The 12,505-nt window shown below is 42.3% G+C and carries 16 protein-coding genes and 1 pseudogene; 10 read left to right on the top strand and 7 right to left on the bottom strand.

The window, feature by feature from the left end:
• Window positions 1-69 precede the first annotated feature (69 nt).
• The 3 genes from rraB (at window position 70) to slyD (ending at window position 2,018) form a co-directional block, all read left to right on the top strand.
• Window positions 70-504, top strand: coding sequence for a ribonuclease E inhibitor RraB (gene rraB, locus J5A60_RS08010; RefSeq protein ID WP_212510017.1), 435 nt, complete (start codon window positions 70-72; stop codon window positions 502-504).
• A 46-nt stretch (window positions 505-550) separates the two neighbouring features.
• On the top strand, window positions 551-1,270 hold the full coding sequence (locus J5A60_RS08005) for an SIMPL domain-containing protein (RefSeq protein WP_212510016.1): 720 nt from the start codon (window positions 551-553) through the stop codon (window positions 1,268-1,270).
• 97 nt (window positions 1,271-1,367) lie between these two features.
• Window positions 1,368-2,018, top strand: coding sequence for a peptidylprolyl isomerase (slyD, locus tag J5A60_RS08000; protein WP_212510015.1), 651 nt, complete (start codon window positions 1,368-1,370; stop codon window positions 2,016-2,018).
• Window positions 2,019-2,072: 54 nt separating this feature from the next.
• On the opposite strand, the gene J5A60_RS07995 is transcribed toward slyD, so the two are convergent.
• From J5A60_RS07995 to rimO, 3 genes are all read right to left on the bottom strand, one after another.
• Window positions 2,073-2,291: a YdcH family protein gene (locus tag J5A60_RS07995; protein WP_048750699.1), complete on the bottom strand. Its 219-nt coding sequence runs from the start codon at window positions 2,289-2,291 to the stop codon at window positions 2,073-2,075.
• Between the two features lie 127 nt (window positions 2,292-2,418).
• Window positions 2,419-2,892 (bottom strand): low molecular weight protein-tyrosine-phosphatase, encoded by a 474-nt coding sequence (locus J5A60_RS07990; protein ID WP_212510014.1) that lies wholly within the window; start codon window positions 2,890-2,892, stop codon window positions 2,419-2,421.
• Window positions 2,893-2,951: 59 nt separating this feature from the next.
• Window positions 2,952-4,283 (bottom strand): 30S ribosomal protein S12 methylthiotransferase RimO, encoded by a 1,332-nt coding sequence (gene rimO / locus J5A60_RS07985; protein ID WP_212510013.1) that lies wholly within the window; start codon window positions 4,281-4,283, stop codon window positions 2,952-2,954.
• Between the two features lie 215 nt (window positions 4,284-4,498).
• On the opposite strand from rimO, the gene J5A60_RS07980 reads away from it, so the two are divergent.
• Window positions 4,499-4,783 carry an alternative ribosome-rescue factor A gene (locus tag J5A60_RS07980; protein WP_048750702.1) on the top strand — a complete coding sequence of 95 codons (285 nt, stop codon included), beginning with the start codon at window positions 4,499-4,501 and terminating at the stop codon, window positions 4,781-4,783.
• 16 nt (window positions 4,784-4,799) lie between these two features.
• Complete coding sequence (locus J5A60_RS07975) at window positions 4,800-5,096, top strand: DUF5377 family protein (RefSeq protein ID WP_048750703.1); 297 nt, start codon at window positions 4,800-4,802, stop codon at window positions 5,094-5,096.
• Window positions 5,097-5,192: 96 nt separating this feature from the next.
• Here the strand turns inward: J5A60_RS07975 and arsC are convergent, their stop codons facing one another.
• The gene (gene arsC, locus J5A60_RS07970; protein WP_212510012.1) at window positions 5,193-5,543 is read right to left on the bottom strand and encodes an arsenate reductase (glutaredoxin); all 351 of its coding nucleotides are present in this window, start codon (window positions 5,541-5,543) and stop codon (window positions 5,193-5,195) included.
• Between the two features lie 77 nt (window positions 5,544-5,620).
• Here arsC and J5A60_RS07965 point away from each other — a divergent pair, with 77 nt between their 5' ends.
• Window positions 5,621-6,679: an AI-2E family transporter gene (locus J5A60_RS07965; RefSeq protein WP_109104149.1), complete on the top strand. Its 1,059-nt coding sequence runs from the start codon at window positions 5,621-5,623 to the stop codon at window positions 6,677-6,679.
• A gap of 65 nt (window positions 6,680-6,744) precedes the next feature.
• Here the strand turns inward: J5A60_RS07965 and J5A60_RS07960 are convergent.
• Together J5A60_RS07960 and rsmD are read right to left on the bottom strand one after the other, a co-directional pair.
• Window positions 6,745-7,200 (bottom strand): annotated as a pseudogene (locus tag J5A60_RS07960) (PTS sugar transporter subunit IIA); the annotation flags it as partial.
• Window positions 7,201-7,469: 269 nt separating this feature from the next.
• The gene (gene rsmD, locus J5A60_RS07955; protein WP_109104160.1) at window positions 7,470-8,054 is read right to left on the bottom strand and encodes a 16S rRNA (guanine(966)-N(2))-methyltransferase RsmD; all 585 of its coding nucleotides are present in this window, start codon (window positions 8,052-8,054) and stop codon (window positions 7,470-7,472) included.
• 79 nt (window positions 8,055-8,133) lie between these two features.
• Here rsmD and ftsY point away from each other — a divergent pair, with 79 nt between their 5' ends.
• Genes ftsY through ftsX form a run of 3 tightly spaced genes read left to right on the top strand, consistent with a single transcriptional unit; the run spans window position 8,134 to window position 11,175 of the window.
• Window positions 8,134-9,543, top strand: a complete 1,410-nt coding sequence (ftsY, locus tag J5A60_RS07950) for a signal recognition particle-docking protein FtsY (protein ID WP_109104159.1) — start codon at window positions 8,134-8,136, stop codon at window positions 9,541-9,543.
• A 40-nt stretch (window positions 9,544-9,583) separates the two neighbouring features.
• On the top strand, window positions 9,584-10,234 hold the full coding sequence (gene ftsE, locus J5A60_RS07945; protein ID WP_212510011.1) for a cell division ATP-binding protein FtsE: 651 nt from the start codon (window positions 9,584-9,586) through the stop codon (window positions 10,232-10,234).
• 8 nt (window positions 10,235-10,242) lie between these two features.
• Window positions 10,243-11,175, top strand: a complete 933-nt coding sequence (gene ftsX, locus J5A60_RS07940) for a permease-like cell division protein FtsX (protein ID WP_212510010.1) — start codon at window positions 10,243-10,245, stop codon at window positions 11,173-11,175.
• A gap of 65 nt (window positions 11,176-11,240) precedes the next feature.
• On the opposite strand, the gene J5A60_RS07935 is transcribed toward ftsX, so the two are convergent.
• Window positions 11,241-11,876 carry a cation diffusion facilitator family transporter gene (locus tag J5A60_RS07935; RefSeq protein WP_212510009.1) on the bottom strand — a complete coding sequence of 212 codons (636 nt, stop codon included), beginning with the start codon at window positions 11,874-11,876 and terminating at the stop codon, window positions 11,241-11,243.
• 111 nt (window positions 11,877-11,987) lie between these two features.
• Here J5A60_RS07935 and J5A60_RS07930 point away from each other — a divergent pair, with 111 nt between their 5' ends.
• A complete protein-coding gene (locus tag J5A60_RS07930; protein ID WP_212510008.1) occupies window positions 11,988-12,386 on the top strand; it encodes a MerR family transcriptional regulator in 399 nt (132 codons plus the stop codon).
• The last annotated feature ends 119 nt before the right edge of the window (window positions 12,387-12,505 follow it).

Raw genomic sequence — 12,505 nt, 5'->3', positions numbered from 1 at the left:
CCTTGTGAGAAGATTTTTCTTTATTCCCTTTTCTATTCCATTCTTCTTATTTTTCAGTAAGGAAAAATTATGAGCGATTTACTTGAATTACAAAACGAAACCCGCGAGATCATCACTGATTTATTAAATGATGGTAGTGATCCGGATGCGCTTTATATTATTGAACACCATATTTCCCATCATAATTTTGATCTGCTTGAGAAAATTGCCATGGAGGCGTTTAAAGCAGGGTATGAAGTGTCTGAAGCAGAAGAGTTTGAAGAAGAAAATGGCAAGGCGATTTTCTGCTGTGACATCATCAGCGAAGTGGAATTGAAACCGGAAATCATTGATGCACAACAAAAAGAATTGTTGCCATTATTGGAAAAGTATAAAGGCAACTACGACGGTTGGGGAACCTATTTTGAAGATCCGAATGCGGATGACGATGAATATGGTGATGACGGTGAATTTTTTGATGAAGACGATGACTTAGATGATGACGAGGATCTCGTTAAACATTAAAAAACGATCTGAAAATCGACCACACTTTTATCTGTAGGAGACACTTATGAAATTAAAACATTTCGCTTTATTGCTTTTGCCTTTAAGTATGGCCTTGACTGCCAATGCGGAAACAAAACCCACTGATGATCTGGAAAAAACGGTGATCTCTTTTAGTACGGAAGTGACTAAAGAAGTGGATTATGATGTCATGGAAGTGACACTTTTCATCAAAGATGAAAATAAAAATTTAAAAGAATTAAACCAAACTATTAATCAGAAAGCGAATGCCGCGCTAGAGGTGATTAAAAAACAAAGTGCGGTGGAAATTAAGAAAAATACACGTAGCACACAGGTGCGTTATGATAGCAAAGGTAAGCAATCTGGATGGATTGAGCGTGCCGATTTAGTGTTGGAGAGCAAGGATTTTGTGGCGCTATCTCAAGTGATTTCTGACTTAAATGATACTTTTGCGATTGCCGATGTAGTTCATAAGCTATCTAAAGAAGCCACAGCAAAATTTGAAGATGAAATAATTAAAGACGTCTTGGCTCAATTCCAACATAAAGCGCAGTTGATCCAAACTTCCCTGAATGCGAAAGGTTATGAAGTGGTAAATTTGAATCTGGATAGCAAAAATGAGATACCGTATTTGTATGAAGGTATGAAATCGGTTCCTAAAATGAAATCTTTTTCTTCAGAGGTGGCTGATGAAGTGAATCTGAATAATAATGGTAAAGTGGAATTAAAAGCCTCAGTGAGTGCACAAATTTACTTATTAAACTAATCCCTTTTTCCCGAATGAGATTTTTTATAAAATGACAACGCTTTTCTGCGGTTAAGGTTGACGCAGAAATTCTCTTTTAAAACAAACGAGGTAAACAATGAAAGTTGCAAAAAATGTGGTGGTAAGCATCGCTTATCAAGTTCGTACGGAAGATGGTGTGTTAGTAGATGAAGCACCGGTAAATCAACCGTTACAATATTTACAAGGTCATAATAACCTTGTTGTGGGTTTAGAAAATGCCTTGGAAGGCAAATCTGTGGGCGATAAATTTGAAGTTCGCGTGAAACCGGAAGAAGGTTACGGTGAATACAACGAAAATATGGTGCAACGCGTACCAAAAGATGTTTTTGTTGGTGTGGAAGATTTAGAAGTGGGTATGCGTTTCATCGCGGATACCGACATGGGCCCATTGCCTGTGGTGATTACCGAAGTAGGCGATACGGATGTTGTGGTTGATGGTAACCATATGTTAGCCGGTCAAGAATTACATTTCACTGTGGAAGTAGTTGATACCCGTGAAGCAACATTAGAAGAAATCGCACACGGTCATTTGCATGAAGAAGGTGGCTGCTGTGGCGGTCATGGTCATGATAGCGATGAAGAAGGTCATGGTTGCGGTTGTGGTGGTCATCACCACCACCATCATCATGATCACGATCATCACCATGACGGCTGCTGCGGTGGTCATGATCATCACGACCACGATCATCACCATGGCGGTGGTTGCGGCTGTGGCGGCAAACACTAAAAATGGCCATAAAAAAGACCGCACTTCAATGCGGTCTTTTGTTTTTATGCTCGTTTATTTTGCACTTGCCTTTTTCAAGACTTCGTACATCGAATCTTTCAAACGTAATTTTTCCTTTTTCAACATTTCCACTTCATTGTGCGTACCCAATTCAATATTGGATTCGATGTTTTTAATACGTTGGTCTAGTTCATTATGTTTATCAAATAAATTTGCAAAGTAAGCATCTTCAACTTTCAGTTTGGTAATTAGATCTCTAAATTCTGGAAACATAGTGGAAATACCTCATTATAAATTTTACACGGCATAACGGCAGTTATGCTGGCATTATCTTACCGAATTCGCGGAGAAATAAACGTGCGAGAGATCACAAAATGCATGTATCAAATTAACATTTCTATCACAAATGATGGGTTTGACGAATTTTTGTTAACAAGGCATCGCAACATTGATCGAGCAAGGCATAAGTTTGCTGAAAGTTCTTGGTATACCAAGGATCCGGAATGTGATCGATGCCTAAATCAGGACAAAGTGCGGTGATTTGAAACAGTTTTTCCGGATGATGTCCAAATAGCTTTTCCAAATCCCGTAAATTTTCATTGTCCATGGCAATCAGATAATCAAAATCCGCCCAATCTTTTGACCGCACTTTACGGCTGACAAAATCATTCGACGCGATTTTATGTTGATCCAGTATGTCGGCAGTGCCACAGTGCATGCTTTCGCCGTCGTGCCAGCCGGAGGTGCCGGCACTGGCTGTGCAGATTTTGTGTTGCAAATGAGCTTGTTTGATTTTTTCCCGCATGACGTATTCTGCCATCGGGGAACGACAAATATTGCCTAAACAGACAAAAAGGATGTTGATGGGTTGCATTATTTTCCTCGCTTAAAAGTCATAAAAAAATCCTCATGCGAGGATTTTTGTTGAAGGGATTAACAAGTTCCCCATAAATCGTATTCATCGGCATCCGTAATCTGCACAGAAATCACATCGCCAATATTGACCGCACTTTGGCTTTGATTATCTACATACACCAAGCCATCAATTTCCGGCGCATCCGCCATGGAACGACCAATAATGCTGTCTTCGTTGATTTCATCCACAATGACTTTCAACGTCTTACCGATTTTTTGTTGTAAACGGGCGGCGGAAATGTCTTGTTGGAGTTGCATGAAACGGTGGTAACGTTCTTCTTTCACGTCTTCTGGTACTTGATCCGGCATCTCTGTCGCTTCTGCACCTTCTACCGGGCTGAACTTGAAACAGCCCACGCGATCTAGCTGTGCCTCTTTCAAGAAATCCAACAGCATTTGGAAATCTTCTTCCGTTTCCCCTGGGAAACCAACAATAAAGGTGGACCGTAAGGTTAATTCCGGGCAAATTTCACGCCATGCTTTAATGCGCTCTAAAGTGCGGTCGATTTTGCCGGGTCTTTTCATGGCTTTCAGAATTTTCGGGCTGGCGTGTTGCAATGGAATGTCCAAATAAGGCAACAGCTTGCCTTCCGCCATCAGTGGAATTAATTCGTCCACATGTGGATACGGATAAACATAGTGCAAGCGAACCCAAATGCCTAAATTGCCTAATTGGCGACATAAGCTGATTAAATTATTTTTAATTGGCATGCCGTTCCAGAACACGGTTTTGTTTTGGTTTTCTTTGGTTTGATCCAAGGCGTAAGCAGACGTGTCTTGGGACACGATTAACAGCTCTTTTACGCCGGCATCCACCAAACGTTTGGCTTCATCCAAGACTTGAGTAATCGGACGGCTATCCAAATCGCCACGCATGGACGGGATAATACAGAACGTGCAACGATGGTCGCAGCCTTCGGAAATTTTTAAATAGGCGTAATGTTTTGGTGTAAGTTTCACACCTTGCGTCGGCAGCAGGCTTTCATACGGATTATAGGCCGGTTTCGGTACATATTTTTGCACCTGGTTCATCACGGTTTCATAACTGTGTGGGCCGCTGATTTCCAACACTTTTGGGTGAACTTGGCGAATTTGATCTTCTTTTGCACCAAGGCAGCCGGTCACAATCACTTTGCCGTTTTCTTCCAAGGCTTCGCCAATGGCTTCCAAAGATTCTTGTACGGCACTGTCAATAAAACCACAGGTGTTCACGATCACTAAATCGGCATTTTCATAGCTCGGAATAATGTTATAACCGTTGGAACGTAATTCCGTCAGAATACGTTCTGAATCCACTAAATTTTTCGGACAGCCAAGGCTGACAAAGCCGATGTTTGGGGTTGAACTCATAAATTTTCTCAAAAAGTCTATCGCGGGTAATAAAAAAGGGGCTAATTCTACCTTTTTTTGTACAAAAAGGCGACAGTGAAATGCCAATAAAAATCGGGTTTTCGCGCTTACCTTTCCGTGTAACAGCTTTTCATTTCAGCGGAATCCGCTATAATGTGTGCCGTTTTTTAGCCCTTAAAAAACACATTTTATTTTTATTTATAAGAGGAAAAATCATGGCAAAACAAAAACATGCCTTGCAGACACCGCCTCAAAATTCGCAAGGAACGATGACCTATCAGCATCAGCGCGGTGTGATTAAAGAGAATGCGATTCAAGCATTATTACACGATAAACTCTTTCGCCAACGTGTTGAACGAAATAAGAAAGGCAAAGGCAGCTATCAACGTCAAGCGAAACATGCTAATCGTTATTATGAAAAGCCCGATAATAAGATTTCTATGATAAGAGATTTTATTATCGGGCTTTTTTCTATTCGTAAAGTTTATGTAATGTATTGATATAAATGAGGTTATTATGACAGTGAAAACAGAAATTTTATTTAACAACACATGGAACGTCAGAATCAGCGATCCGGGCGAAGAAGGCGCGAAAAGCCACTTTTTTGAGACTATTTATGTGACCTTAGAAGCGCACATCAACGGCAATGAAACAAACTATACCTTTACCCGCAAAGTGGAAGACCAAATTAAAATCAAAAAAGACTTCACCGATTTGGATGAATTATTCATTTATTTAAGTGAGCAAATCTCTCCGGTAGCCTTAGGGCATTTAGGGATTAAAATTGGCAATTTAGGTCTTGCGAAAGAGTAACAAATAAAAATAAACCCGACATGGCATCGGGTTTATTTTTGCCTGCTTACACCATAAAGTGCGGTCACAAAATCCAACGGATTTTTAACGGTGTTTTTATAAAATGGATAACACGCTTTCCGGCGGGCGTCCGATTTTCGCCTTATCACCATTCACCACAATCGGGCGTTCCAATAATTCGGAATGTTGTGCAATGGCATTAAGTAAATCCAGTGCTGTCAGACTTGGGTTGTCCAAACCCAATGTTTTATACAACTCATCCTTGGTTCGCATCATTTGGCGAATATCTGTAATGCCCAATTTATCTGCAATGCTTTGTAGCGTTTCAACATCGTAGTTGTGTTGTAAATACAGTTCGATAGTCGGTTGAATATGGTGACTTTCCAACAAGGCTAATGTTTCACGACTTTTAGAACAACGAGGGTTGTGGTAGATAGTAATCGACATAGAAATTCCTTCTGCTTAATGTGTGATTTGCATAGATTTTACCTTATAATCAGGCAGGTTTTATAGAGGAATCAAACATGATTGAAATGTTTAAAAGTTGGTATAACCGACGCTTCACCGATCCGCAAGCCATGGGATTGGCGGCGATTTTGCTGTTCGGTTTTGTATCCATTTATTTTTTCAGCGATCTTATTGCGCCGTTGTTGGTGGCGATTGTGCTGGCTTATTTATTGGAATGGCCGGTACGCTTATTAAATGAAAAATTGAAGTGTCCCCGCTTAGTGGCTACGATGTTGGTTCTAGGCAGTTTTATCAGCTTGGTTTTTGTCGTTGTATTAGTTTTGATTCCGAATTTATGGGCACAGTTAGCGAATTTATTAAGTGATTTACCTCACATGTTTAATCGCTTTAACGAGTGGCTTTTATCTTTGCCGGAACGCTATCCGGAACTGATTGATGCACAAACCGTGGAATCTATTTTCGGTACGGTAAAAGAGAAAATCCTCAGCTTAGGCGAATCGGCATTGAAACTCTCTTTAGCTTCCATCATGAACTTGGTGACGCTCGGGATTTATGCTTTCTTGGTGCCGTTAATGGTGTTTTTCCTGTTAAAAGATAAACGCCAGCTGATTGACGGCGTCAGCCGTTTTCTGCCGCGTAATCGCACGCTTGCCTCAAAAGTTTGGGTGGAAATGCAACAGCAAATTGCCAATTATATTCGTGGTAAATTGGTAGAAATTTTAGTGGTTACCGCTGTCACTTACGCCATCTTCTTAACTTTCGGTTTGAATTATCCGTTGCTATTGGCAGTTGCGGTTGGGTTTTCCGTCTTGGTGCCTTACATTGGGGCGGTATTGATCACCATTCCTGTCGTATTGGTCGCGATTTTCCAATTCGGCGACACACACACGTTCTGGTATATCCTGATTGCTTTTGTTGTTTCCCAATTATTAGACGGAAATCTCCTCGTGCCCTTTTTATTTTCCGAAGTCGTCAATCTTCATCCATTAATTATCATCATCGCCGTGTTGATTTTTGGCGGTTTATGGGGATTCTGGGGGGTCTTTTTTGCTATTCCGCTGGCAACTCTCGTGAAAGCGGTGGTCAATGCCTGGCCTTCCAACGAAACGCTTTAAAAGGGTGAGATGTCACCGTAAAAACGTTACAAAAAAAGACCGCACTTTGGGTTTAAAAGTGCGGTCTTTTTTTCAGGTTCTGCCGGTTTGGCTGGGGCTTTTGTTGAGGGGGATGGGGAGGCTTCTTCTTTTGGTTGGCGGAAGGATTTTACTGCCGCAACGCCCACTTCTTTGGCGGTTTCTACCAGTTCTGCTAGGCTTGCGCTGTCTTTTGCATCTAATACTTCCAACAACATCGGCAAACTGATGCCGGTCACAATATCCGTATTTTCGCGTCCTGTTGCCACTCGTGCCGCCGCGTTATACGGGCTACCGCCGAATAAGTCGACTAAAAAGAGTATAGGCTCGTTTTCTGGCAGCGTCGCGATAATGGCATTGTATTTTTCCACCAAATGCTCACCGCCTTCATCGGGCAGAAAAGTCACCACATGGCAGTTTTCATCTTCACCAAACACCATTGCGGCGGAATTGACGATTTCTTCTGAAAACTTACCGTGCGTTGCAACGATAATGTGGGTCATTCAAACCTCCTTTAATTTAATTAAAAAACCAAGCATTAACGTTTCAGCATGATAAAAACAGCTAAGTAAACGTTTGCGTGACGAACTAAGTGTATTCCTTTCAAATATGTCGTCAAATGGAGAGTGAGAAAATTATGATGATGAGCAAGTGGTATGAGGAGTGTGTTTTTTTTATACAAAAAAATATAAATGAAACGTGAATTAATAGGGGTGAGATCTTAAGAAAATGTTGTGAAGTTGTTGCGATTTTAGCGAAAAAAAAGCGGAGATTACTCCGCTTGATATAACCGATAGCTTACTTGCCCACTGTCTTTTTGTTTTAATACATGCCAGTTTTCCGGTACGTTCGGTTCCTTGCCTTTTTCTGTTTCCACATAAACCAAGGCTTGCGGACGCAGCCAGTTGTTTTGCGCTAATAGAGCCATGGCTTGCTCGGCTAAATTAAAATGAAAGGGCGGATCGAGAAAGACCACATCAAAGTGCGGTTGATTTTGTGGCTGATTTAAAAAGTGCAGGCTGTTTTGATTGACGACTTGCGCGCGATCGGCACATTTCAAGGTTTGAATATTCTTGCTTAACTGCTGCGCCACGGCTTTTTCCAATTCCAGAAACGTCACCTTTGCCGCTTGGCGTGAAAGCGCTTCAAAGCCAAGAGAACCGCTACCGGCGAAACCATCTAAACATTCGCTATCAACGATATAAGGCATAAGCCAGTTGAATAGGGTTTCTTTTACACGATCGCCGGTAGGGCGCAAGCCTTGGGATGGCAGCACAGGCAATTTTCGTCCGCGCCATAAGCCGGCGATAATGCGCACTTCGCCTTTTGTGCTTTGTTGTGTTGTTGCTTTTTTCATATAAATCGGCAGGAAAATGATGTGTTTTTTTGCTAGAATGAGCAGCATTTTATCAAGTTTAAACAAGAGTGGGCAATTTATGTCAGATGAAAAGAAAAAAGGCGGATTTTGGTCTTGGTTCGGATTAAGCAAAAATAAACAAGGAGAATCAATGGAACCGAAAGAACCGGCGTCAAAAGAACAGCTCCCTAATGAATCTGAAGTGCAAGAAACGGCAGAAAAAACGACCGCACTTTCAGATGAAGCAGAGACCGAAAATACATTAACGGAAGATACATCAATGGCGCAAGCGTCCACGCTTGTGCCTGAAAGCCATGACGTTCAAGTAGAGACCTCTCAAGAGGAAAACGCAGCGGCACAAGCGCGGACGCTTGCGCCATCAGATGAGTCAACTCAATCTATTGAAGAAACGCTAGAAAATTTAACCGCACTTTCTGAGAGCGAAGCAGAAGTACAAGTCGAAAGTGCGGTGAATATTGAAGATGAATCTGTTGTTGAAGCGGAAGAATTCGAAGAAGAAAGCGCCGTTGCCGACATCGTAGAAACACAGGAAAAACCAAGCGAGGGTGGTTTTTTTAGCCGATTACTCAAAGGCTTGGTAAAAACCAAACAAAACATCGGGGCAGGCTTCCGCAGTTTCTTCCTCGGTAAAAAAATCGATGATGAATTGTTTGAAGAATTGGAAGAACAACTTCTCATTGCCGATATCGGCGTGCCGACCACCACAAAAATTATCAATAACTTAACGCAACATGCGACCCGTCAGCAGTTACAAAACGCAGATACCTTATACCAACAACTTAAATTGGAAATGGGCGAGATCTTAAAACCGGTGGCGCAACCATTACGCATTGATGGCAGCAAAAAGCCTTATGTGATTTTAATGGTGGGGGTGAATGGCGTAGGTAAAACCACCACCATCGGTAAACTGGCGCGTAAATTCCAAATGGAAGGCAAATCTGTCATGTTGGCTGCGGGCGATACCTTCCGTGCCGCCGCAGTAGAGCAATTGCAAGTGTGGGGCGAGCGTAATCATATTCCGGTGGTGGCACAAAGCACCGGTTCCGATTCGGCATCGGTGATTTTTGATGCGATGCAATCGGCGGCAGCACGCAATATTGATGTGCTTATTGCCGACACCGCCGGTCGTTTACAAAATAAAAATAACTTGATGGACGAGCTAAAGAAAATCGTGCGCGTGATGAAAAAATACGATGAAAGTGCACCGCATGAAATTATGCTGACGTTGGATGCGGGCACCGGTCAAAACGCCATTAGCCAAGCTAAGTTATTTAACGAAGCCGTTGGGCTTACCGGCATCAGCTTAACTAAATTGGATGGCACAGCCAAAGGCGGCGTGATTTTTGCCATTGCCGACCAGTTTAATTTGCCGATCCGCTATATCGGCGTAGGTGAAAAAATTGAAGATTTACGCGAATTTAACGCAGAAGAATTTATTGACGCTTTATTTGCTCATGAAGAGGAATAAAGTGCGGTTCAAAAATGACGTGTTTTTTTAGAGAAGAAAAATGATTCGATTTGCAAATGTGAGTAAAGCGTATTTGGGCGGAAAACCGGCGCTGCAAGGGTTAAGCTTTCATTTACCGGTAGGCAGTATGACCTATTTGGTGGGGCATTCCGGTGCGGGGAAAAGTACCCTGCTGAAATTAATTATGGGCATGGAACGTGCCAATGGCGGGCAAATTTGGTTTAACGGACACGACATTACCCGCTTATCCCGTCATGAAGTGCCATTTTTACGCCGTCAAATTGGCATGGTGCATCAAGATTATCGTTTATTGTCGGATCGTTCCGTCTTGGATAACGTGGCGCTGCCGTTGATTATTGCCGGACAGCATCCGAAAGATGCCAATAGCCGTGCGTTGGCGGCATTGGATCGTGTGGGATTACGTGATCGTGCAAATCACTTGCCTGTGCATTTGTCCGGCGGTGAGCAACAACGTATTGATATTGCGCGTGCCGTGGTGCATAAACCGCAATTATTGTTGGCAGATGAACCTACCGGGAACCTAGATAGTGCACTCTCTTTAGAAATTTTCAATTTGTTTGAAGAGTTCAATCGTCTCGGTATGACGGTGTTAATCGCCACCCATGACATGGGCATCGTGCAACAAAAACCGAAGCCTTGCCTTGTACTTGAGCAAGGTTATTTACGCTAGGAGGTAACATGAGTTTTCGTCTGAATTTCCCTTTTGGCGTGCAAAGTGTGTACGTGTTGCGTGCGGTGTTGGCGGACTTATTGAAACGTAAGTTTGCCACATTGTTAACCGTGTTGGTGATCGCCGTCTCTTTAACGATTCCGACCGTAAGCTATTTGCTTTGGAAAAATATTCATCACGCCACCACGCAGTTTTACCCCGAAAGTGAACTAACCGTGTATTTACATAAAAACTTGTCGGAAGAGGATGCCAATTTGGTGGTGGAAAAAATCCGTCAGCAAGAAGGGGTTGAATCACTAAATTATATTTCCCGTCAGGAAAGTTTGAACGAGTTTCGCCATTGGTCAGGTTTTAGCGAAGAGTTGGACGTGTTGGATGACAACCCGTTGCCGGCGGTGGTGATGATTAAACCAAGCAAAGCATTTAACGAGTCGCAAAAACGCAATGAATTACGGGAAAACTTGGATAAAATCAAAGGTGTTCAAGAAGTCCGTTTGGATAATGATTGGCTGGAAAAACTGACCGCACTGACGTGGCTAGTTGCACATGTGGCAATTTTTTGTACCCTGTTGATGGCGGTTGCGGTTTTCTTGGTGATCGGCAACAGTATTCGCGCTGATGTTTACAGCAATCAATCGAATATTGAAGTGATGAAATTGCTTGGCGCCACTGATCAATTCATCCTGCGCCCGTTCCTTTACACCGGCATGATTTATGCTGCACTGGGCGGTTTCTTCGCGTGTATTTTCAGTAGCCTCACCATTGGCTATTTCACCGGTGCAGTGAAATATGTGACCGATATCTTTGCCGTCAGTTTCAACTTAAACGGTTTAGGATTGGTGGAATTCCTTTTCTTACTCGTGGTTTGCGTCATTATGGGTTACATCGGCGCATGGTTATCGGCTACACGTTATATTCGCTTGTTGGATAAGAAAGGTTAGAGGATAAAAACACAAAAGAAAAAGACCGCACTTGATAAAAGTGCGGTCTTTTTTGTTACAGTTTTTTAATGTTGGTGTGGTGTTGTATCAAAATGCGATTCATTGTTTCGTAATGCTTTACAGGCTTGATAGACAACAGAAGCACCGCTTCGCAATATTAGTAGGCTTAAAATACTGCTGGCGACAAGGTCAACCCATTGCCAGTTTAGTAGCCATGCGCTTAATCCGGCGATAATTGCCACCAGAGAGCCAAACAGGTCAGCTAATACGTGTAAATAGGCGGCTTTGATGTTTAAGTTTTCATGATCGCCTTTCATCATTAGCCAAGCTACGAAAATGTTTACCAAGAGTCCAGTGATGGCAACGCCTAGCATAGGCAACGCCAACATTGTCGTTGGGTATTGCCAACGTTCTGTCGCTTCCACCAAAATCCATACTGCCACCACAATCAGAGAAGTACCATTTAACAGCGCGAACCTTTTTTGGTTTTGTGCATTTAAAAACAAAGCAATGAGGGCGAGGAGCAACGATAGACTGTCATTTGCCATGTGCCCGGCGTCAGCCATTAAGGCGAGGCTATTAAAATAATAGCCACCTAAAAACTCGATGATCATATAGCTGCTGATAATGACCAAACTGGTGCTTAAAATCTTTTTATTTGTTGGTGTATGAGCGTGTGAATGTTTGTGTTGATGTGGCATCTCGTTCCTTCCTTACTTAATTTGTTTGAGTGCAGAACAGCTTAAAGCCCGTAGGGACTACGGGGTCAAGTATTTTTTGTTAGAATGGTAAAAATTTTTGGGGAGGAAGAAATGAAAGTCAATGAGCTGAGTAAACGTACCGGGATTCACTTAGAAACCATTCGTTACTATGAAAAACAAGGCGTCTTACCGGAACCAAAACGACAGGCTAACGGTTATCGATCGTATGACGAAGAAAGCATAACGCAGCTTATTTTTATTAAAAACTGCCGTACGCTAGGTTTTTCTTTAGAAGATATTAAACAACTCAATGCACTCAAATTTCACACCGCTAATCATTATCATGCGGACAAATTGGTGCTTAAGCAACTGACGCTGGTGGAAGAAAAAATTTCACAATTACAAGATATCAAAGCGTTTTTACAATCCATCGCCATTAAGGGAAAACATAGTGAGTCGGAATGCAAAGCCATAGCAGGGCTTCAGGCAAAAATAAAGGAGACGGTTTAAGGTGTTTCCTAACAAAATGTGTTCGCTATTTTAGCTTGCTTTAACGCCACAGAATCTCCATTGATTTCGTGCAATGAGTTGCACGCTACGGGAACAGATCAAAGTGCGGTCAGTTTTGA

Source organism: Aggregatibacter sp. oral taxon 513, from assembly GCF_018128305.1.
Taxonomy (GTDB): Bacteria; Pseudomonadota; Gammaproteobacteria; order Enterobacterales; family Pasteurellaceae; genus Aggregatibacter; species Aggregatibacter segnis_A.
This window is presented reverse-complemented; position numbering and strand designations above follow the sequence as displayed.

What these genes read in the sequence shown, in the direction of transcription:
- rraB (WP_212510017.1), top strand. Translation starts at nt 70, where the DNA reads ATGAGCGATTTACTTGAATTACAAAACGAAACCCGCGAGATCATCACT.
- J5A60_RS08005 (WP_212510016.1), top strand. Translation starts at nt 551, where the DNA reads ATGAAATTAAAACATTTCGCTTTATTGCTTTTGCCTTTAAGTATGGCC.
- slyD (WP_212510015.1), top strand. Translation starts at nt 1,368, where the DNA reads ATGAAAGTTGCAAAAAATGTGGTGGTAAGCATCGCTTATCAAGTTCGT.
- J5A60_RS07995 (WP_048750699.1), bottom strand. Translation starts at nt 2,291, where the DNA reads ATGTTTCCAGAATTTAGAGATCTAATTACCAAACTGAAAGTTGAAGAT.
- J5A60_RS07990 (WP_212510014.1), bottom strand. Translation starts at nt 2,892, where the DNA reads ATGCAACCCATCAACATCCTTTTTGTCTGTTTAGGCAATATTTGTCGT.
- rimO (WP_212510013.1), bottom strand. Translation starts at nt 4,283, where the DNA reads ATGAGTTCAACCCCAAACATCGGCTTTGTCAGCCTTGGCTGTCCGAAA.
- J5A60_RS07980 (WP_048750702.1), top strand. Translation starts at nt 4,499, where the DNA reads ATGGCAAAACAAAAACATGCCTTGCAGACACCGCCTCAAAATTCGCAA.
- J5A60_RS07975 (WP_048750703.1), top strand. Translation starts at nt 4,800, where the DNA reads ATGACAGTGAAAACAGAAATTTTATTTAACAACACATGGAACGTCAGA.
- arsC (WP_212510012.1), bottom strand. Translation starts at nt 5,543, where the DNA reads ATGTCGATTACTATCTACCACAACCCTCGTTGTTCTAAAAGTCGTGAA.
- J5A60_RS07965 (WP_109104149.1), top strand. Translation starts at nt 5,621, where the DNA reads ATGATTGAAATGTTTAAAAGTTGGTATAACCGACGCTTCACCGATCCG.
- rsmD (WP_109104160.1), bottom strand. Translation starts at nt 8,054, where the DNA reads ATGAAAAAAGCAACAACACAACAAAGCACAAAAGGCGAAGTGCGCATT.
- ftsY (WP_109104159.1), top strand. Translation starts at nt 8,134, where the DNA reads ATGTCAGATGAAAAGAAAAAAGGCGGATTTTGGTCTTGGTTCGGATTA.
- ftsE (WP_212510011.1), top strand. Translation starts at nt 9,584, where the DNA reads ATGATTCGATTTGCAAATGTGAGTAAAGCGTATTTGGGCGGAAAACCG.
- ftsX (WP_212510010.1), top strand. Translation starts at nt 10,243, where the DNA reads ATGAGTTTTCGTCTGAATTTCCCTTTTGGCGTGCAAAGTGTGTACGTG.
- J5A60_RS07935 (WP_212510009.1), bottom strand. Translation starts at nt 11,876, where the DNA reads ATGCCACATCAACACAAACATTCACACGCTCATACACCAACAAATAAA.
- J5A60_RS07930 (WP_212510008.1), top strand. Translation starts at nt 11,988, where the DNA reads ATGAAAGTCAATGAGCTGAGTAAACGTACCGGGATTCACTTAGAAACC.